Source organism: uncultured Bacteroides sp., assembly GCF_937912035.1.
Taxonomy (GTDB): Bacteria; Bacteroidota; Bacteroidia; order Bacteroidales; family Bacteroidaceae; genus Phocaeicola.
Window position 1 is genome coordinate 19,369 of the sequence record NZ_CALDPF010000062.1, and the last position, 22,676, is coordinate 42,044.

Consider the following 22,676-nt stretch of genomic DNA (forward strand, 5'->3'; position numbering starts at 1 on the left):
AACTCAAAAACTTAAAAACTCATGAAAATATATATTGCATCACTACTGATTATATTATCATCGTGCACATACGAATTCAACATAGATGATGTGGAGGCTAAAAGAAAGCCGGTAATATTCTGTATGCCAAACACACTTGGAGATACTACACTGATACAGGTATCGCAAAGCATGAATGTAAACAATAAAGGTACAAACTCTTCTGCCAAACCCGACATAACATTTAAATTGAACGGAGTGGAAAAGGAGATAAAATATACTGACAAAGCGACAGACTTGCTCCCGGCTAATTCATACTATGTACTCGGTAAGCAGAAGGAAGGCGACAAGATAGACATGGAAGTATCATACCCTGATATACCTACGGCAAAATCGAGTACCGTAATACCACAGCCTTTCCCATTGGACAAATGGGATATGATTCTGAAGGACGGTTCATACGGCAGAGAAATACAGTTCCGCATATCGTTTACGGATAATGCAGAGACGAAGGACTATTACGGGATAAGAATTATAAACAAAGAAAGCCATTGGGTCTATTACACTGAATATGATAAAATATCAGAATATGATGAGATATGGGGCATTTGGCTAAATCTTGATGAAGAACCGCTTCTTTCTAAAAAAGTAGGTTTCGATGAGATATTCGATATAACAAAACATCATTACCAGGATATATATTTGTGGGACGACACCATGCTTAACGGCAAAAGCTATACATTACATCTCGGTACATATTATAGCGAAGATTACGACCACGAGTACAGCAAAACATTTAGATATTACAAAATCTACCTTTACAGATTCTCGGAAGAAATGTACAAATATCTGAAATCAGTAAACGATATAAACGACAACGAATTGGGTGAATACGGCCTTGCTCCTATCCGCAGCCACTACACAAACATAGAAAACGGTATAGGTCTTTTAGGCGGATGCAGTATTTACGAAACTGACTGGATTGAGAACCTGAAAGACGAAGAGAACGAAGAATAACCACTTATTTAAACATAGACTTATGAAAAAGAAATTTTTACTCACAATCGCAATGTCTGCAATAGTATTTGCGACATCACAGGCACAGGAATTCAGATATGGGCTTTCCGGCGGCTACAACCTTAACTCTATGATAGCAAACGAATCAAAATCAGGTTTCCATGCCGGACTGAAAGGCGAATATGCTTTCAAAGATGCACAGAAAGGGCTGTACACCGACTTCGGACTGATGATTTCATCATACGGTTGGAAATCTACACCTGCATACGAGAACGGAACAGGAAAAATGTTTAAGTGGGACACGACTCCCTACTATCTGAACATACCAATCCACTTAGGTTATAAATTCAAGGTCAATGACAATCTGAGCATTTTCGTAAACGCCGGTCCGTACTTCAACATAGGAATGTTCGGCAAGATGAACTGCACAACCACACATCTTGGCAGTAAGATAGAAACACAAGTATCATCAAACAATATATTCAAAGACGGACTCTCACCACGCTTCGACTGGGGAATAGGTTTCCGTGCCGGAGTGGAAATAGCGCGTCACACTCAGATAGCCATAGGATATGACTGGAGCATGAAAAATTCTTATATGAACAACCCTGAAACCAAGAACAGAACATTTGTAGTTTCACTGACGTATTATTTTTAGTTGTAAATTCTAATTCTTAATTCACATGAAGATTCTTATTCTCCTCGCAGTAATCTGCCTTTCCGCATGTTTCAGTTCATGCGGTACTACCACCTATAATCCGTACAACAAATCGGTGACTTCGTCGTTTCAGTTTTAAAAACTGTTTAAAAGGTTTACAAAAACTCATCTTTTGCAATATCAGAAAAAAAACATTACTTTTGTGATACTGTGTAACATAGTTAAGCAAACTGCCATTATGAACAATCTATATCCGGTAGGCATACAAAGTTTCAGAGAAATCAGAGAAGGGAAATATCTGTATATAGACAAGACAGAACTCATATACAGAATGGTGAAAACAGGAAAATACTATTTTCTGAGCCGTCCGCGACGTTTCGGAAAAAGTCTTCTTGTATCGACCATTGAGGCATATTTTCTTGGACAGAAAGAGCTTTTCAAAGGGCTTGCCATGGAAAAATTAGAGTCTGAATGGAAAGAATATCCTATACTGCATCTTGACCTGAATTCAAAAAAATACGAAGACAAACTTTCACCTACTGCAATACTGAACCAACATCTTGAAAAATGGGAACAGATGTATGGCGATGAAAAAAAGGACCGTTCTCCGGAAGAAAGATTTTCTTACCTTATAGAGAAGATAAGTATAACAACCGGACGTAATGTAGTCGTCCTTATCGACGAATACGACAAGCCTATGCTTCAGGCTATCGGCAATGATGAACTCATGGACGAATATCGCAACACTCTGAAAGCCTTCTATGGAGTTCTTAAAAGCAGCGACCAGTATCTGCGCTTTGCACTGCTTACCGGAGTAACAAAGTTCAGTAAAGTAAGCGTATTCAGCGACCTTAACAATTTAGAGGACATTTCAATCCTTAGAGATTACAACAATCTCTGCGGAATAACAGAAAAAGAGTTGTTGCATTACTTCCCCGATGAAATAAAAGACCTCGGAGAAAGAAACGATATGACATACGAAGAGACATGCCAGAAGCTAAAACTATGGTACGACGGTTATCATTTCAGCAGCAGTCTGGAAGGTATATACAATCCTTTCAGCATACTCAACGTAATGAAAAGCCGTGAATTCGGAAGTTTCTGGTTCGAGACAGGCACTCCTACATTCTTAGTGGAACTGCTGAAACTGAACAACTATAACCTTGAGAGCCTCACTAAAGAAGTCGCATTTGCCGACACACTCAGCGGAATAGATTCTATGTACACCAATCCTGTGCCTATCCTCTATCAAAGCGGTTATCTCACTATAAAAGGATATGATAAGGAATTCAGAACATACAACCTCGGTTTTCCAAACCGTGAAGTGGAAGACGGATTTACAAGATTTCTATTGCCATATTATGCCTCTATCGAATCCGGAAAATCATCATTCCAGATAATATCATTTGTTCAGGATGTTAGAAAAGGCGACATCGACAGTTTCATGAACCGCCTGCAAAGTTTCTTTGCAGATATTCCTTACGAACTGACACGTCAGCTGGAACTGCATTATCAGAATGTACTTTTCATAGTATTCCGATTGCTTGGATTCTATACCGAAGTGGAATATCATACATCATCCGGACGCATAGACATGGTTGTGAAGACAAACGACTATATCTACATCATGGAATTCAAACTGGAAGGCACAGCAGAAGAGGCCATAAAACAAATCTACGACAAGCAATATGCGCTACCTTTTGCCTCGGACGGAAGAAAACTCATAAAGGTAGGAGTCAATTTCAACAACACTATTAAAGGTATAGAGAAATGGATTATTGAGTAAAAAATTTTATTTTATTATAAGCACGTAAGCAACATAACATAGCAACAGCGCCACACCAACGATCACAGCAAACTTCAGTTTCAGACGAAACAACTTGTCGTTATCTGCCCTCTCCTTTTCCACTGTATTTTTCCTTATATGGTCTATACTGTCGGCCGACATATCCGGAAGTTCACGTCCCTTCCCCACCTCAATGAGGCGGTTACGTGTGTCATTCATCCGCTCGCGGTTTCTGTTTCTCAGCTCACGGTTCTCCTTGTCACGACGCATCATGTCGTTTATACATCCTAAAGTTCCCATACTATAATATTTTATTTCCCTAAGGTAATAAAACTTGAGAACAAATGCAAGCAAACTCCTATACAGTCGGTTTTGATTTAACAAACTTATTGCCAAGCCACTTCCTTACAGGTTCATCATAAAGTTTCAGACACGCGTATGCCAATGCTATACTGCCGAAATAAACCATTGCCGAAACCATCCATGTTTCCCCCAGTGTATAGAGTTTGTTCTCTATAAGCCAAGAGTAGAATACATACATCACAGGATAATGAACGGCATATAGAGGATATGATATGTCGCCCAAAAAACGACAGATAGCTGTTGATTTCTTGTCGGTAGTCTTACCTGACGCACCTATGCATACCAGGACTGGAAATACAATTGCAATACATACCATCTCGAACACTCCGTTAAGACATACAGGTGATTTCCCTTCAATATATGGAACACAGAAAATTGCAATCAGCACAACAGTGCAAATCCAGAAAGCTCCTCTTATGTTGAAACTGCGGAAATTTCTTGAAATAAGCATACCGAGAGTGAAAGGGAACAGCATCCTGAGCATACCGCCCCAAAAGTTCAGACCGTCAAGAGTCCATCCCACACCTATCATCCCGTAGCCCACTACATCGAACAATGCGAACCATGAAAGTCCAAGTCCGAGAAGCACTACCAACACTGTCAAAGCCTTATTCCCAAGACGATGAATGAAAAGAGCATAAAGAATGTTGCCTATGTATTCGAAAAAGAGCGACCAGCTTGGTCCGTTGAGCGGAAACATCTCCCCATTGCCACGAATGTCATACCCGGCTCCCGGATATGCAGGAATAAAGAACATAGTCAGCAACAATGCCAGCATGGCCATAGATGTAGCTACATGAGTCCCGTCCCATTTCACACCTCCCTGAATGAAGAATGCAATTATACCAATTACAGCTCCCATTATTATCATAGGATGAAGTCGGATTAGCCTTCGCTTGAAAAAGTCCTTCAGCGTCATATTCTTTTTCCATCTGTCATCGTATGCATATCCGATAACAAATCCGGAAAGAATGAAGAAGAAATCTACTGCCAGATAACCATGGTTAATTGTAGTAATCAGTGTCCCTCCTCCGGCAAAAGAGAATCCCTCGAAAATATGATAAAACACTACAAGCAGAGCTGCCACTCCCCTCAGTCCGTCAAGAAGTTCATAATGAGGCTTTGTATCTGTGAAAGCCGATGATGATATTACTTTATTCATATTAGTATAAATTAGATTTTTTATTTTAATAGTACTATCCTATCCATTTTTTTAGACCTGGTATTAAATATAATAGACTTATAATCAAGTATGAAGTCAAAAAACATGATATAGTAATCAATGGTATTTTAATATAAACAGGAAGCACAGATGTATTCATCACAGGCTGTAGCAGTAAAATAATCATAAGATGAATAAAATATACAGCGTAACTTTTTGATGAAATATCAGCAATAAATTTTGGAATAGCCCCTTTTTCTTTCCAATTGATATTCTTGACTAAAGAGAAAACGCCTAAAGCCATAACAGATATGTTTATTGCACAAAAACGCCATCCAAGCTCAAGTTCGCTGACATTGGTTGCAACCCCAAGTCTGTACTGATAAAAAAATGCGGTAAATAAATAACCGATAATTATAAGTAATATTGATTTTCGTAATGACACGGCTCCGTAACGCCTTATATAAAAACCTAAGACATAATATCCGGCAAATCCTGTAAAATAATATAGCATTGGAGAGGGATTCCAGAAACATTCACCCAATACCGCAGGAAAAAACAGATGAATATATGGAAGACAGTTAGTCAATCCCCATAAACACAAATATCCCTGTATTTGTTTCTTGGAGCTTTGTTCAAGCCATGGCGAGATTATCGGAGTAAGCATATACAGCCCAAGAATCATATAAATGAACCATAAATGTCCTACCTCGGTACCGAAATTGACAGGTATATGTAAAATATTGACAAAGAAATCCTGCCATGAGTCTCCATTCTTAAATACATAATACAATGCATAAACAATACACCATATAATGAACGGATATATCACACGCATAATCCTTCTCTTGAAGAATTGAACAATATCAGTATTCATTGGTAAAAGGAAATATCCTGATATCATAACGAAAAGCGGAACTTCAATAGGTGTAAGGCTGTTTATCCAACCTATTATAGATGTATCAGAATTGTTTGAAATATTAAAATCCGGCAGGATGTAATAACATTCCGTCACGTGCTGCCATACTACAAGAAAACATGCAAGAGCCCTTAACACATCCAAATCATACTGATAATGAACTTTTCTTTGTGCTATCATAATTAGTAATTTAATATCATCGCACAAAGATATATTCTATCATTCAATAAAAATTTGTCCTAAATCAAATTATGGCCTTTCGTTCCTCAATCTGCTGAGTGTAGAAAGAGTTATCCCCAGATACGATGCTATATACTTCAGATTGACCCTTTTACATACTTCAGGAAATTGCTTACGGAACTCTTCATAACGTTCTTTGGCCGGAAGAGCCAGTCGCTCCTTATGGCTTTGGTGCAATCTTCTGTACTCATTCTGATGTATTATTCTTCCCCAATTGCACAACTCAATGTTTGTCTCCATAAGTTTCTTAAGGTCACTTATATTTATTCTGTAAGCTTCCACATCCTCCAGCGCTTCAACATATTCCTCGCTTTTCCTGTTATAATAAAGTTCATCCATACTGAATACTATACAACCTTCCGCACCAAAAGACGTCGTATATTCCTCGCCATCGACAATCCAATATGCCCTCAGCATGCCTTTTTCTATGAAATAAGCATATTTACAATAAACACCTTCTTTAATCAGCTGATACTTTTTCGGAAAACTACAAGGAGTTAAGTACGACTCCAGTTCCTTAACCGTCGAATCCGACACAGGATAATGTTTTCTGATAGTTTCTATTATATTTTTCATCGTATAAGCATACAGGAATTAAGTTCAAAATAAAATTCAATACTCATCAAAGGTTAAAGTTACATAGAATTGTCGTATGAAAGATATTTTTCTAGCTTTAATTTGTATTCATACAGAAAAATCGCAAAATATTTGTCTTAAGCCCAAAAAGTGACGTACTTTGTAGCGACAACATTAAAAAAAGGAATATGGCAGACAATTATATAGAAAACAAATACGAGCAATATCAGGCACGAAAAGCCGCATGGCAGAAATCAGGAATGAAAAAGAAAAAAGTCTCCACATCACATACATCCGTAGCGGGTTCCGGCATGCAGAAAACATATCTTCAGAGCCACGTCAAGCGTGTAGTGGCGGTACACGATCTGTCCGGAGCCGGAAGAGTATCGCTCATGGCGGTAATCCCTATTCTTTCATCCATGGGTATACAGGTATGTCCCCTACCCACGGCAGTCCTCTCAGCTCATACCCAATATCCACACTACTCTTTTCTCGATCTTACTGAAGAGATGAAACGAATAATAGAAAGTTGGGAAAAGCTCGACATGAGGTTCGATACATTCTACACCGGTTACCTTGGTTCTCCCCAGCAGGTTAAGATAGTTGAAGATTTCATATCGAAATTCCGCCGCCCACAAGACATGGTAGTAGTAGACCCAGTGCTTGGCGACAACGGCAATCTTTACAAAGGAATCACTGAAGACATGGTTACAGAAATGAAGAAACTCATACGATATGCCGATGTGATTACTCCAAACATGACGGAGGTATTCAAGCTCCTGGACATGGAATACAAAAGCGAGGTTACAGTGCAGGAAATGAAATCTTATCTCAAGAGACTTTCCGATGCGGGACCCGACATTGTAATAGCTACAAGCGTACCTGTACCTGAGAACACACATGCCACATCAGTATTCGCATACAACCGTCACGGCAACAGATACTGGAAAGTGACATGTCCTTATCTGCCTGCACACTATCCCGGCACCGGAGATACATTTACAAGTGTCATTACCGGTTCACTTATGCAGGGTGACAGTCTTCCTATTGCACTCGACAGGGCCACCCAATTCATCCTCCAGGGCATACGTGCCACATTTGGTTACGAATACAACAATCTTGATGGAATTATACTCGAAAAGGTGCTTCATAATCTTGACATGCCCATTCAGATAAGCAGTTATGAGGTTTTGGAATGACAATATATCCTCACCTTCTTCAATAACTGCCGATACTACCGTATTAATTTTCATTGATAATTTTATTCTAAAGATTCCACTTCAAAACGTCCTGTCATTCGATTTGAAATGAACTGTCATTTAAAGTCGAATGACAGTCCATTTTTTTAAAATGTATAAGTCGGCAAAATTAGTCAAATATTTGACTAATTGAATAAAAAGAATTACTTTTGTAGCACGAATACAAAAACTTAATTCGATGAATCAAAACGAAAAAGTTATTTCAAGGGCATGTATCCTGCAACTTATCCGTACACGTATGGCATCACGACAGGCGATGCAGAAACTGCTGAAAGAGTCAAATGCAGGAATAACATTCGAAATGCTGCAGATTATGAGCTGCCTGTGGAACGAACAAGGCATAAGCCAGCAGATACTGGCGGAAAGAACGGCTAAAGACAAGGCATGCCTGACAAATCTGATGACCAATCTGGAAAAAAAAGGTTATGTATGCCGACAGGAAAATCCTAACGACAGGCGTAACAAACTGGTCTTTCTTACGGAAGAAGGTGAAAAATTCCATCAATGGATAGCACCGAAACTAGACGATTACTACAAAAGACTTGAAGATATAATAGGAAAAGAAAAAATACGTCAGACAGAAATACTGCTAAAAGAACTCCAACATGCCATTGAAACTTACTAGACATATCTTACCGTTATTTATGACCACAGCGTATGCAATAACAGGACATGCACAAACCGACTCTATGCATATATCGCTGCAACAACTATTCGATTTGGGAACGGAAAACAGCCTGCAACTCTCTGCCGACAGGCTGAAAGAACAAATGGCATACGAACGTACACAGACTGCACACATGGCAAAACTCCCCGACATAGGGATAGGATTAAAGGGAGGTTTCCTGGGACAACCCATTGTGTGGCAAAACGGACTGAGCAATCCAAGCCGTCCGCAGACACCGGACTGGCAACAGAATTATGCCATCGACTTCACACAACCTTTATATCAGGGAGGACGAATAAAATACAATGTCCGCAAGGCAAACATTGAACATGAAGTGGCAATACTGCAAACAGCCACAAACTGTGCCGACATTAAATTATCACTTCTGGAACAATATCTCAGCCTGTTCAGTCTGTACAAACAATGCATGGTGCTGAACAGAAACATAGACGAATCAAAAAGAAGACTGAAAGATATCCGACGCATGGAGGAAGAAGGTCTGATAACTAATAACGATGTGCTGAGAAGCGAAATGCAACTGACAGAAAACAGGCTGTCGCTTACGGAAACAGAAAACAACATACGTCTGGTTTCACAGCAGCTGGACATCCTGCTAGGTCTGGACGAGACATTGCTGCTGATACCTGATACAGCATTACTGGGACAGGATTTCGTGACAGAATCATATACGGAATACGTAAACAAGGCTTTCTTTTCCGACCCGTACATACAAGTGCTGCAAAAGCAGACTGAGCTGGCACAGAACAACGTCAGAATAGTACAGGCTGAAAAAATGCCTCAACTTTCACTCACGGCTTCAAACACTCTGGCAAGACCGGTTTCAAGAACCTTGGCAGATATGTATAACAACAACTGGAACATAGGATTGTCGGTAAGTTATTCATTGTCGTCGCTGTACAAATACAAACATCGCATGAACGAAGCGCGCCGTGGAGTAATGCTGAGCCGGAATGCCGAGGAACAGCAAAAACAGCATATCCGCACTAACATAAATGCCGCATTGCTGAAACACCACGAGGCGATAAACCGCGTGGAAGCATTAAGACTGTCAGTGAAACAGGCTGAAGAGAATTACAGGATTATGAACAACAGGTATCTTAACCAGCTTGCAATCCTCACAGACCTGCTGGATGCCGACAATCTACGGCTTAATGCCGAACTGGAACTCACTACGGCACGCACAAGAGTGATTTATACTTATTATGAACTACAACGAGCAATAGGAAATATATAAAGCCATGTCTGTCTATAACAAATACAAACGTTTGAGAAAACAAAAACTGCGCAACATCGTACTCAATACGGTATGTCTGATAATAGCTGTCTCCGGACTTATATGGACAGTAAACTATTTCAGGAGATATATCAGTTATGAAATAACAAATGACGCATTTGTAGATCAATACATCGCACCTGTAAATATACGTGTGTCGGGATACATAAGCGAGATACGTTTCAAAGAACACCAATTCGTAAACGAAGGTGACACACTGGTAGTGCTTGACAACAATGAATACCTGATACGCCAGAAAGAGGCACGTGCGGCACTTCTTGACGCCCAAGGCTCGAAGGATGTACTTACATCGGGCATACAGACATCGCAGACCCGCATAGCGGAACAGGAAGCCAACATAGCGGAAGCCAAAGCTAAGTTATGGCAGTCCGAACAGGATTTCAGAAGATACGAACGGCTTTTGAAGGAAGAGTCCGTGCCACGACAGCAATACGACGTGGCTAAAGCCAATTACGAAGCTGCGCAGGCCAGATACACAGCACTGTTAAGCCAAAAAGAAGCGGCAAGATCACAATATGACGAGGCAAACAAAAAACAGGTAAATGCCGAGGCAAGTATCCTTCGTGCGGAAGCTGCCCTTGATCTGGCAAACCTGAACCTTTCATATACTGTAGTCACTGCTCCATACTCCGGTTACATGGGACGGCGCACACTTGAGCCCGGACAATACGTAAGTGCAGGACAAGTTCTGTCATACATTGTCAGACAGTCAGGAAAATGGATTACTGCCAATTATCGTGAGACTCAAATAGAAAACATATACATAGGACAGCCGGTAAGGATAAAGGTTGACGGACTGCCGGGAAAAATACTTCACGGACATGTTACGGCAATATCCGAAGCCACAGGTTCAAAATATTCACTTGTACCTACCGACAACTCCGCCGGAAATTTCGTTAAGGTACAGCAGAGAATACCTGTCAGGATTGATCTTGACGACGTAAGCGACGAATGCATGAGTCAGTTACGCGCCGGCATGATGGTTGAAACCGAAGCATTGAAGAAACGATGAAGACTGCACGCGAATTAGACATTCCGATACGCCGCTGGGTGCCCGACTATATAGGAGTAATAACAGTATTCCTGATTATACTGCCTGTAGCAATGCTTAACGGGACTTACACGGGAAGCATAGTAGAAGTATCGAACACCCTGGGCGTATATACCGAGGATATAACCATAGGATATTATGCCGCTTCGGCAGGAATGGCCATATCCTACCCCATCGTACCAAAAATTCTGAACGCCTTCTCATCGAAATCCCTGCTTCTGGCAGACCTGACATTGCAATTCTTTTTGAGCTGGTTTTGCGCGCGACAGAACAACATCGAACTGCTTATAGCCTCAAGTTTCGTCATAGGCTTCCTGAAAGGGTTCATCATGCTGTGGGTCATACGCAGAATAAAATTCATATTCAGCCCCAATGATGTGCGCAGCGAATTCTATGCGTACTTCTATCCTCTGGTTTTCGGAGCTGGACAATTGTCAATGGTAGTAACAGCACTCCTGGCATATCATTACGACTGGAAATACATGTATTATTTCATGATGATACTGTTGCTGGTGGCCATTGTTGCCATCATAGTATTTCTACGCCACGACCGTCCTTCGAAACCTGTAGCGCTGAGCGAACTGCATCTTCGCGAAATGCTTATAATATCCACCAGCATACTGATGCTGATATATGTAATAACATACGGCAAGACACTTGACTGGATGGCATCGTCGAGGATTTGCCTGTATATAGCCATCGGACCAATTCTGCTTGCCCTGTTCATATGGGAACAGTTCCATTCGCCCAAGCCATACGTAAGCCTGAAACCACTATTGCAGTGGAAAGCCATACTGGGATATTTTTATATGATACTGATAATGTTTTTCAGTACTTCGACCAATCTGATGACAAGCTATCTCACCACCATACTGAAAGTTGACAATACGCACAGCTATACACTCTATATATGGCTGTTGCCCGGATATATAGTAGGTGCCATAATATGTTTCTGGTGGTTCCGCTGGCAAAGATGGCGCTTCAGGTTTCTAATAGCCGGAGGCATGGCATGCTTTGCGTTTTTCTTCGGGTCACTGTATTTCACCATCTCACCCGACAGTACATACGAGATGCTGTTTTTCCCTCTCTTCATGCGTGGTCTGGGAATGCTCACTCTGATAATAGCATTTGCACTTTTTGCGGTAGAGGATCTTCCACCCAAATACCTGCTGTCGAACGCATTTTTCCTCATTACTTTCCGGTCGGTACTTACACCTGTCATGGCATCGGCTTTCTACAGCAATACATTATACCGGCTGCAGCAAAAATACATGGTGCAGCTGGCCGAGAATATCACACTGACCGACCCTCTTGCCGCATCACGCTACTCATCGGCACTGACAGGCAATCTGCAACAAGGATATGGAATAAACGAAGCCACACAACTGGCAACAAATACGATGAACAATATTCTGCAGCAACAGTCCACACTATTGGCTCTGAAACACATTTTGGGATGGCTGTTTGCGGTTACTCTCGTAATTGCCGTCATATCCCGCTTCATTCCTTTTCATAAGACTGTACGCGTGCCTGTAATACATACGGGTGAAGATATGGTGTGATGTGAAAAAAATTATTATTTCATCAAACTTTTTTCCGGAATATATGGTTATTATATTTGCAGGATATAATTAAAAACCAAATAAAGATGATAACCAACAACGACATGCTGTTGGCCTTCGGGCTTACACTGATAGCCGGACTGTCAACCGGCATAGGCAGCCTTATAGCATTGCTGTCGAAAAAGACAGACACACGGTTTCTGTCGGCGTCACTGGGACTGTCGGCAGGAGTAATGATTTATGTATCATTCATGGAGCTTATGCCGGAATCCGTGCATCTGCTCAGCGGAATATACAGCGAACGCGAAGCTTCGGTATATATGCTCCTGGCCTTTTTCATAGGTATAGGGCTTATAGCACTTATAGACTTCCTGGTTCCTGAAGATGAGAATCCGCATGAGATACATTCATCGCAATGTAATGACAAGAAACTTAAGCGGACGGGAGTGATGATGGCACTTGCCATAGGAATACATAATTTCCCGGAAGGACTCGCAACATTTACATCGGCACTAACCGACCTTGAAATAGCCATACCTATTGTGTTTGCAATAGCCATACATAATATACCTGAGGGCGTGGCTGTGTCTGTTCCTATATACCACTCCACAGGAAGCCGCAGGAAGGCATTCTGGTATTCATTCTTGTCGGGAATGGCTGAACCTATCGGTGCACTGATAGGAATACTTTTCCTCATACCGTTCTGGACTCCTTCAATCAATGCGCTGCTCCTTGCCCTGGTTTCAGGGATCATGGTATATATATCATTCGATGAGCTGCTGCCAAGCACAGAAAAGTACGGACATCACCATTGGGGAATTACCGGTGTAATCTCCGGTATGGCAATAATGGCGGTAAGCCTGTTGCTGATATAAGAATATTATAGAAAACTTTATGAAAATATTGGAAAAATAAATTTAAATCCATATCTTTGTTAATGGCTGTAAGTTGTAATTCTCTTCTATTAAGAGTAACAACTTACAGCCTTTGTCTTATTTGTATACAACTTATAACTATGAAAATCAATAAACAACGCACTACATTCTTTATCCTGGCAGTTGCCGTAATTATATTCATACTAATGAGTATATTCAACAACAACCACACTGTTGATACTTCCGAATACGTTATAAACAAGCCTTGGGAAAAGGAAATACGTATAGCCAACAGTGACTATATGAAGCATTATCTGTATTCCATAACAGGATTCTACAAAGAATTGCCGTGGGCTGTGCGTACTTCCTATTCAATCATACAGATTTCGAGTCTCGCCCTTATAATACTGCTTTATATCCTGTTCTGGGATGTAAGGAGGAAAAAATCAATACAGAAAAACTATTCTGACATAAAAGAAAAATACTTTGAAAAACTTAAAGAAATATGTACGCAGGACAAGGAAATAAGTGAGAAAGAAATTAAAGATATTTTGGAATTGAATGATGATTCCAACTTCACCTATTCTGAAAAAATATTACTAATAGACCTTTTCCTGGAACTAAAAATGGATATAGCAATCAGTCCTAACAGTATAAAGAACATTCAGAATTCCACAAAAGCATTCAATTTTCAGGAATTCATGGAAGAAAGACTTGTGAAAGGGAAAGACTCGGAAAAGCTGAAAGTAATACAGGCTATCAGATTTCTACAGATAAATATTGCCGACAGCTATATAACAAGATTAATCAACCACAGGGACAAAGATCTGCAGAAAGCTGCCCGCCTTTATTATATCATAAGTAATGACGAAGATCCTTTCAGATACATGGAAAGAAAAGACGGGAACAACAATTTCCCGATATGGGACATGATGGAGACACACCAGATATTCGATGACTGCAGGAAAGCCGACAAATCTCTTCCGTCGTTCATACCTGCGATGAAACAGATAAACAACGACTCGGCTGTAGAATTCTTTATAAAGGAAACAGCATATTGGGGTACGGACAAAGAAATGGACTATCTGAAAGAATATCTTGATTCTGAAAAGGAGTCTGTAGTGAGATCTGTTCTGGAAAGCATAACCCTAAGAAAGACAAAAGGAGAAGAAAGCAAGCTTAAAGACATTTATTATGAACAACCGGAAAACATCAAAAGACTTATTCTATATACCCTGTCGGCAATATCGCCTGAGACATCAATAAGTTTCTTCAGGGAAGCGTTTTACAGTACATCATCACAACTCACAAAACGAATGGCTTTGCAGTGTTTATGGAAGGCAGGCAATGAAGGTAAAGCACAGCTGGAAGCGATGCAGGAAACAACAGACAGCAAAAACGAGATTCTGTTCCTACACGTAAAGGACAATATCATAAACAGAGAAAAACTGAGTCTGCACAGTATAAACTAATTTTAAAATGGAAAGAATAATATGAAAGAATTTATAATAAGCTTCTACGGACACACAATATTCATATATTCGTTAGGACTGATAATATCATACGTAATTTTAATGTGGCTGGCAGAAATATCAATACTCAGAAGCAAAAGGAACAATCTTGAATCGTATGCAAAGGATCTGATAAAAAGAAGTCCATATACTCCGGGAGTATCAATTGTAGCTCCGGCATACAATGAGGAGCTGACCATAGTAGAGAATGTAAATTCGCTGCTGGCGCAGGACTATCCCTTGTTTGAGGTGATAATCGTGAACGACGGAAGTAAGGACGGGACACTGCAAAAACTGATAGACAACTTCGATCTGGTAGAGGTGCCATACGCATACGTCGCACAACTGAAAACCAAACCTTACAAAAGGATGTTCAAGTCCACAAGGCCGGAGTTCGCCAAACTGAAGGTAGTGGATAAAGAGAACGGAGGAACCAAGGCCGATGCTGTGAATGCCGGACTCAATGCGGCCTCCTTCCCGTATTTCATTAATACCGACGTTGACTGTATATTGGCCAAAGATGCCATTTTCCAATGTATACTGCCATTGTTAAGCCAGGAAAACATTATAGCAGTGAGTGGCGCAATGGCACTGTCCAACGGATGCAAGGTAGAGAAAGGACAGATAATAGAAGCCTACCCACCCCACCGTCTGATACCATTGTTTCAGACTTTGGAATATATGCGGTCGTTCCTTATCGGAAAGATGGGGTGGTCAACTATCAATGCCATGCCAAATGTGTCCGGAGGATACGGACTTTTCAAAACAGACGTTGTAATATCAGCCGGAGGTTATAGCCCGGACTCGTTTGCCGAAGACATGGATATGCTTATACGAATGGTGGCATACTGTTGCGAAGCCAAACTACCATATAAAGTAATACAGATACCATATACCTGTTGCTGGACTGAAGGACCGGGCAACCTGAAGGTATTGTCCAGACAACGTATCAGATGGGGACGCGGACTGATACAGACTTTTTATAACCACAGGAGAATAGTGGGCAACTGGAAATACAGCAGACTAGGTAAAATAACTTTACCTTACTTGTTTATTTTTGAATTTCTTGCACCTGTAATCGAATTCTTCGGTTTCTTTACATTCATTTTCCTGACCGTTATCGGAGCGATAAACTGGGGATATGCCCTTATAATGTTTTTGGCAATATATACTTTCTGTGTATTGCTTTCTATTGTGGTCATATCATTCGACTATACTATAGGAGGATCATACAAAACCGTAAAATCCTATTTATGGATCTTGATGGCTGCGCTTGCAGAGCCTTTCATCTATCACCCGATGGTGGTATTCTTCTCCATAAGAGGATACTGGAACTATCTGCTTGGCAAGAAAGCCGTATGGGGTGAAATGACAAGAAAGGGATTTGCCAAAAAAGAAACAACAAACTAAATCACAACCTTATGAAACTTAATATCAGAATAATAGTCGCTACAATAATTCTATCCATATCTCCGGCAGCCTATAACCACACTTATGCCTACGGCTACAACAAGACTGCAGAAGAATACGACAAGATGATAAAATCACTTTACCAGAAAAACAATATGGACAGTGTAAAGATAATTCTCGACGAGGCGTTAAAGCTATATCCGAACGACACCGATCTGAACAGATGGGCAGGAACATATTTTCTGCAGAAAAAGGAAACGGACAACGCCAGGTATTTCCTGATAAAGGCCATACAACAGGACTACGACAACTATCTGGCAAAACAGCAGATGGTTGCACTGGAGGAGGAAGCAGGAAACATTTCAAGCGCAATATGCTATGTAAACGAAATGCTTGAGCAATATCCGTACGACCAGACTTTATGGAAAAAGAAGATAGGACTATACAGAAAACAAGGCAATGATACGGAAGCCGACAGGTTGCTGAACCGCCTGTATACAATATTTCCCAACGACAGTACGGTAAGAAATGATTACACTAACAGACTTGAAGAGATTTATATCGATAAAAGGAAGGAAGGCAAGAAGGATGAAGCTGTGGCTGCACTGAAGAAACTCATTGGCCATAAGAACAAAGAGAAGACATATTATCTGGATCTTGCCAATCTTCTCCTGCAACAAGGTCACTCGGAAGAAGCGGTAGCCACGCTGTCACAGGGGCTTGAGTATTTCCCAGGCGACAATGAACTGCTAAGAAAAAAAGCCGAAATAATGGCAGAACGAGGATATAGCAGAGATGCTGTGGGATTACTGCAGAAAAGCAGTTCAAGAGAACTGTTACCGGTTGCGGACGATCTGATGATCGAGGCCGCCAGAAGCGAGAACTGGAAAGACCCATATACACTGTATGGCAGGATATACGAATCGAAAAAATCGAAAGAGGCTCTTGACTATCTCACCAATATATCTATTTCAAGAGGATATAACGACGATGCCCTCTACTATCTGTCGGAAAACAGAAAAAGATACGGGAACAGTCCTGAAATACTGTATAAGGAATACATTATTCTGAAAAGAACAGGCAACAGAAAAGCCGCAATAGGAAAACTTGAAGGATATGTCCGCATGAATCCTGATGACAGTGAGATGAAAAACGAACTTTCACTGATGAAGACAGAGATCGCAGACGAGTATATGCACAACGATATGTTTGATGAGGCTATTCCTAATCTGGAATCGGCATTGGATTATTCCGAAGACAAGGAAATCTCATCATCAATAATAAACAAGCTGTTGTATTGCTATCTGGAAAGCAACAAGAATGCAAAGGCTATAGAGCTCATTGATTCTTTCAGAAATTCAGAGAACAACAGTTTGATCTATGCAGCACAGAAGGCAGAGGCTCTTTACGGAATGGGCAAATCGGACATGGCAATATCCGAACTGGAAAGAACCGGAAACAGTAATACGGAAACATACGATAATATTTCATTGGACTATGTGAAAAGACTCACCGAAGCCGGAGCAGAGAAGAAGGCATATACTGTCAGCAAAAACTGGACAGAAAAAGTCTCGTCATCACAAAACGGACTGATGTGTGCTGTAAGTACTTCGGAAGCATTGGAAATGTATGACGAAACGGACAGGTTTATAGCCAAGGGAAGAGAACTTTTCCCCGACGAACAGTTTTTCGTACAGAAAGAGGCAGCCTCATTATATCGCAAAAAAGACTATCAGGGAGGAATGAACCTTCTTGAAAGCTGGGTTGACTCCCTGTCCGGCAACAAGGAACTGGCATCGGCATACTCGGCAAACGCAGAAATGAGGGCGGAGGAATATCTGAAGATGAAAGACGCTGATACAGCATTATCCATTATAGAACGTGCAAAAAATATTGACAGTAACAATCAGGAATTGCTTCTGCTTGAAGGCAAAGCATACGAAATGAAAGGTGACTACAAATCAGCATATACTGCATATTCCAAATATAAACCGGAAACTTTATGGATTAAGGAATACAAGAGGAAACTTTACGGAGTACAGAACCGAGGATACAGAAACACTATTTCTGCCGATGTCCTGTCCGGATGGTACTCTGACGGGAACAGACCTAATACTATAATATCTGCCGCTTATTCACGTAAAATGAAAAGAGACTACATAACATCAACCGTCAACATAAGTTGCAGAAACTACGATAAAGTATCTTCAGAAACAATTACGGAATCGGGAAACACTGGTGCACAACTAAGAATAGACTGGGGACATACTTTCAACGAAAGATGGGCAACAGTTCTGGGAATGGCGGCATCAAGCAGCATATTCCCTACATGGCTTGGTCAGGCCGGTGCCTTCTATACGTTCCCGAAAGATTTTGAGTTGGGACTAACTGTAGGCTACAGAAAGAACTATACCCCGGCAAATATAGTGTTGAGCAACAAATCCGGCAACATGTATAACCTGAGACTATCCGGTAATGTCTATCGCGATTTATGGAGAGTAAACACAAATCTTGATGCTTTCATGCTAAACAAAAGCATGTACTTCAACCTGAATTCCCAATTTAAATACTACCCTACCTACGACAGAAATACGCACATTCTGGTATCGGCAGGGATAGGTACGGCACCTGAAATTGACTTCGTTGACAAGCTAATGCCAGGCAGCTTCGAAAATCTTAATGCCTCATTGGGTATTGGTGGAGTTTACATGGTTAGCCAGAACATTTCTTTGGGGCTTACCGCATCTTTCCACTACTTCTACAATCAGTCTGAAAACAACAGTGAAACCTCAGACATTGCCGTTACCAACTATAAAAACCTATACGACATTTATGCACATATCATATTCAGTTTCTAAATATCTGGCTTTCATTATTCTGCTTCTGTCGGCAGTCAGCATTTCATGTAAGGCCAAGACCGAAATCGCAATTTCAGGCTTGGACGGATACTCCATAATGCCTAAAGACGACAACAGCCGTATGGACAATAAATGGGCAGAATACATGCTTCTTCAATCAGGAAACAGAATAAAGGACAAATCTATAATCGGAAACAGGAAAACGAATAAGAAAGGAGTCCTGAACATTTATATTCATATAGACAGTCACGCAAAATATGACTATTCTATAAATACTGCAGACAACGAACTGACACTAACTGCATCGTCGGAGAAAATCATGCTATGGCTTGTATACCAGTGTATAGCCAAAATAGCTGAATACGACAACAGATGGAGCACAATGGATCTTGATCCTGCAATAATAGACCTTACAAATACAAACAGGGAATTCGATTTTGCATACAGAAGTATATATTCGTCTGCCATGTCGGATACGGAAAGGATAGCATTAAGCGGAGATATGCATGTTGACTATGACTGGGGATTATGGGGACACAATCTGAAAAAGGTATTCAATGATAAAGAAATACCGGCGGATGCGTTGGCTACGGTAAACGGAAAAAAGACAGCCACCCAGTTCTGTTTCTCTTCCGAATCACTTATGAAAGCTGTCTCGAAATACATAACAGATTCTTACGGCAACGGAAATGACGGAAACACAGGATGGTTCTCCATAATACCTAATGACAACATGGAAGTATGCACCTGCGAAAAATGCAGGAAAGCAGGAAACACAGACAAGTCTGCCACTCCGGCTGTGACTTCACTCATAATGAAACTGGCAAAAATGTTTCCCTATCATCATTTTTACACTTCTGCGTATAACACCACTTCAGAAGCTCCGCAGGATAAGCTTCCGGAAAATGCCGGAGTGATAATAAGCGCGATAGACTTACCGCTGAACATGAACAGCCTCAACTCTGCGGAATATTCAAGATGGAAAGCAAATCTCGGCAAATGGCAGGCCGTGACAGACAAGATAATAATCTGGGACTATATGAGGAATTTCGATGACTACTTAACTCCCTACCCTTGCCTCATGAGCATACAGCACAGGCTGAAATGGTTTAAAAGCCTTGGTATATACGGTATATTCTACAACGGCAGCGGTGACGACTACTCCACTTTCGACGACTTGCATACCTATATCATATCATCCCTGCTGAAAAATACGGATATTGACGTAATGGCTATGAGCAAAAAATATCTTGACAATTTCTATCCACAAAGCGGCAAAGTGATATATGACTATTATTCAAGGCTTGAATCAGAAGTAAAAGATAATAATATCACACTGGAATGGTATTCGGGAATAGACAAGGCTCTTGACACTTATCTAAACCCGAATGACTTCAGAATTTTCTATACGGAGCTTGACCGTACATCGAAAAAAGCTACTGACGAGGAAAGGAAAAAACTTAATATGTTGCTTACTGCCCTTAACTATACTCAACTTGAAATAATCAGAAGCGGATATTACAAGGATGAAACAAAGGACAAGGAGAAAACAAATGAATATATCGAACTTCTGAAGGGATATAAGTATTTCAAGAACATGATTAAATACAGAGAAGCGTATGGAAACATCTCAGAATATATTGAAGCATGGGAGAAAAACACTTATTACAGGAAAAAAGAAGGCAACAGAATATCTATAAAAGAGAATGAATATAGAAAGAAACTTACGGACGGATATTACGGGTCGGCTTCGGACTATCACACACACTGGATTATCTTAAAAAAGGACATAAACGAAATCAACGTAACTTTCGAAGGTTCAAATAAACAAATAAGCCTTGAACTGTTATTCCTTAATGCTCCAAAATGGAAAATCAGCCCTCCGTCTAAAATTGAAGTGCTTCAGAACAATGCCTTAAAAGGTACGTGGACTTTAAACAACAAAGCCATAAACGATTTTTCAACAATAAAGGCGGACATAGACCTATCAGACATTGAAGCCGGTAAAGAGTTCAGAATACTCATTTACAAAGGCCACAAACCTCAAATGGCTATAGATGAAATTGATGTATTATATTAATCAATCAGTAAAAATATGAAAACCATTAACATAATCATTATTGTATTCCTATCAGTAATATACGGATGCAGCACTGAACTGAAACCTACCAGCGTCAGAATCAATGACACAGTGAGACATTATTATCCTATAATGACAGGCGAAATACTGACATTAAGTTACGAAATTGAAAACACAGGAAAAGAGCCTCTGGTAATAAGCGAAATACAGACCACATGCGGATGCATCGCTACTGACGAGAAGAGAAGAGTTATTCCTGAAGGTCAAAAGGCTGTTATAAACTTCGAGTATGACAGTTCGAAAAACATCGGATATGTAGAACATGAAATTCTGCTATATGGCAATTTTGAGAATTCAAGCATTTGCAAACTTTATTTTGATGTGAATGTTGTACCGGGCAGCGATTATACTGAAGATTATGAAGTACTGTATAAAGAAAGAGAAAAGAAAAATATATTCAAGAAGAACACATCATCAGGCAAGAAAAACTATTACGTTGACTCCGTTACAAAGGACAGATAAAAGTTAAATGCTTATAAATATTACATATTTAGAAAATAAAACCGTATATTGTGGAATAGTAGTTTTTTAACTTTAAATTTAATTAAGTCATGAGAAAGTACATTGCAGAACTATTAGGCACTATGGTCCTTGTATTGCTTGGATGTGGTAGTGCAGTATTCGCCGGCGGTACAGCCGACATCGTAGGTGCAGGAACAGGAACTATCGGAGTTGCATTAGCTTTCGGCTTATCAGTAGTAGCTATGGCATATTGTATTGGAAACATTTCCGGATGCCACATAAACCCTGCCATCACTTTCGGAGCATGGATAAGTGGCAGGATTGATACAAAAGACGCCTTTATGTATATAGTGTTCCAGATTATCGGAGCCATCATAGGAGCAATGATACTGTCGATACTGGTTGGAACCGGCGGACACGCAGGACCTACAATGACAGGAGCCAACACTTTCGACAACGGAGAAACAGCACAGGCATTCATCGCCGAAGCGGTATTCACTTTCATATTCGTCCTAGTGGTATTGGGCGCTACTGACGAGAAAAAAGGTGCCGGGAACATGGCAGGACTTGCAATCGGACTCACACTGGCATTGATACACATTGTATGTATTCCTATTACAGGAACATCTGTCAATCCGGCAAGAAGTATAGGTCCGGCAATTATGGAAGGCGGACAGGCACTTAGCCAGCTCTGGCTGTTTATAGTAGCACCGTTGGTTGGTGCGGCATTCAGCTCACTGGTTTGGAAATTCATAGGCGGAGGCAAACGTTAAAAAGTCCCGTCATTTAATATCAAGTCCCCCCTGTATTGCAACAAAAGTATCGTTACAATACAGGGGTTTTTGCTTTCTCAAATACATTTACAA

Annotated in this window: 19 protein-coding genes; 15 read left to right on the plus strand and 4 right to left on the minus strand. The window is 40.5% G+C overall.

Annotated elements, in window-relative coordinates:
• The first annotated feature begins 21 nt into the window (after positions 1–21).
• The 3 genes from Q0486_RS15900 to Q0486_RS15910 all read left to right on the plus strand — a co-directional run bounded on the left by Q0486_RS15900 (position 22) and on the right by Q0486_RS15910 (position 3,440).
• A complete protein-coding gene (locus Q0486_RS15900) occupies positions 22–996 on the plus strand; it encodes a DUF4249 domain-containing protein (protein ID WP_299235661.1) in 975 nt (324 codons plus the stop codon).
• A 22-nt stretch (positions 997–1,018) separates the two neighbouring features.
• On the plus strand, positions 1,019–1,654 hold the full coding sequence (locus Q0486_RS15905; protein ID WP_299235664.1) for a porin family protein: 636 nt from the start codon (positions 1,019–1,021) through the stop codon (positions 1,652–1,654).
• Positions 1,655–1,892: 238 nt separating this feature from the next.
• Positions 1,893–3,440 carry an ATP-binding protein gene (locus Q0486_RS15910; RefSeq protein ID WP_299235666.1) on the plus strand — a complete coding sequence of 516 codons (1,548 nt, stop codon included), beginning with the start codon at positions 1,893–1,895 and terminating at the stop codon, positions 3,438–3,440.
• Between the two features lie 6 nt (positions 3,441–3,446).
• Here the strand turns inward: Q0486_RS15910 and Q0486_RS15915 are convergent, their stop codons facing one another.
• From Q0486_RS15915 to Q0486_RS15930, 4 genes are all read right to left on the minus strand, one after another.
• Complete coding sequence (locus Q0486_RS15915) at positions 3,447–3,740, minus strand: hypothetical protein (protein WP_235353627.1); 294 nt, start codon at positions 3,738–3,740, stop codon at positions 3,447–3,449.
• A 58-nt stretch (positions 3,741–3,798) separates the two neighbouring features.
• Complete coding sequence (locus tag Q0486_RS15920; protein ID WP_299235681.1) at positions 3,799–4,965, minus strand: acyltransferase; 1,167 nt, start codon at positions 4,963–4,965, stop codon at positions 3,799–3,801.
• Positions 4,966–4,999: 34 nt separating this feature from the next.
• The gene (locus Q0486_RS15925) at positions 5,000–6,064 is read right to left on the minus strand and encodes an acyltransferase (RefSeq protein WP_299235683.1); all 1,065 of its coding nucleotides are present in this window, start codon (positions 6,062–6,064) and stop codon (positions 5,000–5,002) included.
• A gap of 69 nt (positions 6,065–6,133) precedes the next feature.
• Positions 6,134–6,700, minus strand: a complete 567-nt coding sequence (locus tag Q0486_RS15930; RefSeq protein ID WP_299235685.1) for a Crp/Fnr family transcriptional regulator — start codon at positions 6,698–6,700, stop codon at positions 6,134–6,136.
• A gap of 311 nt (positions 6,701–7,011) precedes the next feature.
• Between Q0486_RS15930 and Q0486_RS15935 the strand changes: the two genes are divergently transcribed.
• The 12 genes from Q0486_RS15935 to Q0486_RS15990 all read left to right on the plus strand — a co-directional run bounded on the left by Q0486_RS15935 (position 7,012) and on the right by Q0486_RS15990 (position 22,583).
• Positions 7,012–7,899 carry a pyridoxamine kinase gene (locus tag Q0486_RS15935; protein WP_363318002.1) on the plus strand — a complete coding sequence of 296 codons (888 nt, stop codon included), beginning with the start codon at positions 7,012–7,014 and terminating at the stop codon, positions 7,897–7,899.
• 238 nt (positions 7,900–8,137) lie between these two features.
• Complete coding sequence (locus Q0486_RS15940; protein WP_299235691.1) at positions 8,138–8,584, plus strand: MarR family transcriptional regulator; 447 nt, start codon at positions 8,138–8,140, stop codon at positions 8,582–8,584.
• Positions 8,565–9,881 (plus strand): TolC family protein, encoded by a 1,317-nt coding sequence (locus Q0486_RS15945; RefSeq protein ID WP_299235694.1) that lies wholly within the window; start codon positions 8,565–8,567, stop codon positions 9,879–9,881. The genes Q0486_RS15940 and Q0486_RS15945 overlap by 20 nt, the downstream gene beginning before the upstream one ends.
• 4 nt (positions 9,882–9,885) lie before the next feature.
• Positions 9,886–10,953: an HlyD family secretion protein gene (locus tag Q0486_RS15950; RefSeq protein ID WP_299235697.1), complete on the plus strand. Its 1,068-nt coding sequence runs from the start codon at positions 9,886–9,888 to the stop codon at positions 10,951–10,953.
• Positions 10,950–12,554, plus strand: coding sequence for an MFS transporter (locus tag Q0486_RS15955; protein ID WP_299235701.1), 1,605 nt, complete (start codon positions 10,950–10,952; stop codon positions 12,552–12,554). Before Q0486_RS15950 ends, Q0486_RS15955 begins: the two co-directional genes overlap by 4 nt.
• Before the next feature lie 86 nt (positions 12,555–12,640).
• Positions 12,641–13,429: a zinc transporter ZupT gene (gene zupT / locus Q0486_RS15960; protein WP_299235707.1), complete on the plus strand. Its 789-nt coding sequence runs from the start codon at positions 12,641–12,643 to the stop codon at positions 13,427–13,429.
• 140 nt (positions 13,430–13,569) lie between these two features.
• Positions 13,570–14,901: a hypothetical protein gene (locus tag Q0486_RS15965; protein WP_299235710.1), complete on the plus strand. Its 1,332-nt coding sequence runs from the start codon at positions 13,570–13,572 to the stop codon at positions 14,899–14,901.
• A gap of 21 nt (positions 14,902–14,922) precedes the next feature.
• Entirely contained in the window at positions 14,923–16,350 is a 1,428-nt protein-coding gene (locus tag Q0486_RS15970; RefSeq protein WP_299235713.1) for a glycosyltransferase, read from the plus strand.
• Positions 16,351–16,361: 11 nt separating this feature from the next.
• Positions 16,362–19,208: a tetratricopeptide repeat protein gene (locus Q0486_RS15975; protein ID WP_299235715.1), complete on the plus strand. Its 2,847-nt coding sequence runs from the start codon at positions 16,362–16,364 to the stop codon at positions 19,206–19,208.
• Positions 19,183–21,288: a DUF4838 domain-containing protein gene (locus tag Q0486_RS15980; protein ID WP_299235718.1), complete on the plus strand. Its 2,106-nt coding sequence runs from the start codon at positions 19,183–19,185 to the stop codon at positions 21,286–21,288. The genes Q0486_RS15975 and Q0486_RS15980 overlap by 26 nt, the downstream gene beginning before the upstream one ends.
• Positions 21,289–21,303: 15 nt before the next feature.
• Positions 21,304–21,810 (plus strand): DUF1573 domain-containing protein, encoded by a 507-nt coding sequence (locus Q0486_RS15985; protein ID WP_299235725.1) that lies wholly within the window; start codon positions 21,304–21,306, stop codon positions 21,808–21,810.
• A gap of 89 nt (positions 21,811–21,899) precedes the next feature.
• A complete protein-coding gene (locus tag Q0486_RS15990; protein ID WP_154042916.1) occupies positions 21,900–22,583 on the plus strand; it encodes an MIP family channel protein in 684 nt (227 codons plus the stop codon).
• The last annotated feature ends 93 nt before the right edge of the window (positions 22,584–22,676 follow it).

Excerpts from the sequence above, each read along its gene's own strand:
- Q0486_RS15900 (WP_299235661.1), top strand. The coding sequence starts at position 22 with ATGAAAATATATATTGCATCACTACTGATTATATTATCATCGTGCACA.
- Q0486_RS15905 (WP_299235664.1), top strand. The coding sequence starts at position 1,019 with ATGAAAAAGAAATTTTTACTCACAATCGCAATGTCTGCAATAGTATTT.
- Q0486_RS15910 (WP_299235666.1), top strand. The coding sequence starts at position 1,893 with ATGAACAATCTATATCCGGTAGGCATACAAAGTTTCAGAGAAATCAGA.
- Q0486_RS15915 (WP_235353627.1), bottom strand. The coding sequence starts at position 3,740 with ATGGGAACTTTAGGATGTATAAACGACATGATGCGTCGTGACAAGGAG.
- Q0486_RS15920 (WP_299235681.1), bottom strand. The coding sequence starts at position 4,965 with ATGAATAAAGTAATATCATCATCGGCTTTCACAGATACAAAGCCTCAT.
- Q0486_RS15925 (WP_299235683.1), bottom strand. The coding sequence starts at position 6,064 with ATGATAGCACAAAGAAAAGTTCATTATCAGTATGATTTGGATGTGTTA.
- Q0486_RS15930 (WP_299235685.1), bottom strand. The coding sequence starts at position 6,700 with ATGAAAAATATAATAGAAACTATCAGAAAACATTATCCTGTGTCGGAT.
- Q0486_RS15935 (WP_363318002.1), top strand. The coding sequence starts at position 7,012 with ATGCAGAAAACATATCTTCAGAGCCACGTCAAGCGTGTAGTGGCGGTA.
- Q0486_RS15940 (WP_299235691.1), top strand. The coding sequence starts at position 8,138 with ATGAATCAAAACGAAAAAGTTATTTCAAGGGCATGTATCCTGCAACTT.
- Q0486_RS15945 (WP_299235694.1), top strand. The coding sequence starts at position 8,565 with ATGCCATTGAAACTTACTAGACATATCTTACCGTTATTTATGACCACA.
- Q0486_RS15950 (WP_299235697.1), top strand. The coding sequence starts at position 9,886 with ATGTCTGTCTATAACAAATACAAACGTTTGAGAAAACAAAAACTGCGC.
- Q0486_RS15955 (WP_299235701.1), top strand. The coding sequence starts at position 10,950 with ATGAAGACTGCACGCGAATTAGACATTCCGATACGCCGCTGGGTGCCC.
- zupT (WP_299235707.1), top strand. The coding sequence starts at position 12,641 with ATGATAACCAACAACGACATGCTGTTGGCCTTCGGGCTTACACTGATA.
- Q0486_RS15965 (WP_299235710.1), top strand. The coding sequence starts at position 13,570 with ATGAAAATCAATAAACAACGCACTACATTCTTTATCCTGGCAGTTGCC.
- Q0486_RS15970 (WP_299235713.1), top strand. The coding sequence starts at position 14,923 with ATGAAAGAATTTATAATAAGCTTCTACGGACACACAATATTCATATAT.
- Q0486_RS15975 (WP_299235715.1), top strand. The coding sequence starts at position 16,362 with ATGAAACTTAATATCAGAATAATAGTCGCTACAATAATTCTATCCATA.
- Q0486_RS15980 (WP_299235718.1), top strand. The coding sequence starts at position 19,183 with ATGCACATATCATATTCAGTTTCTAAATATCTGGCTTTCATTATTCTG.
- Q0486_RS15985 (WP_299235725.1), top strand. The coding sequence starts at position 21,304 with ATGAAAACCATTAACATAATCATTATTGTATTCCTATCAGTAATATAC.
- Q0486_RS15990 (WP_154042916.1), top strand. The coding sequence starts at position 21,900 with ATGAGAAAGTACATTGCAGAACTATTAGGCACTATGGTCCTTGTATTG.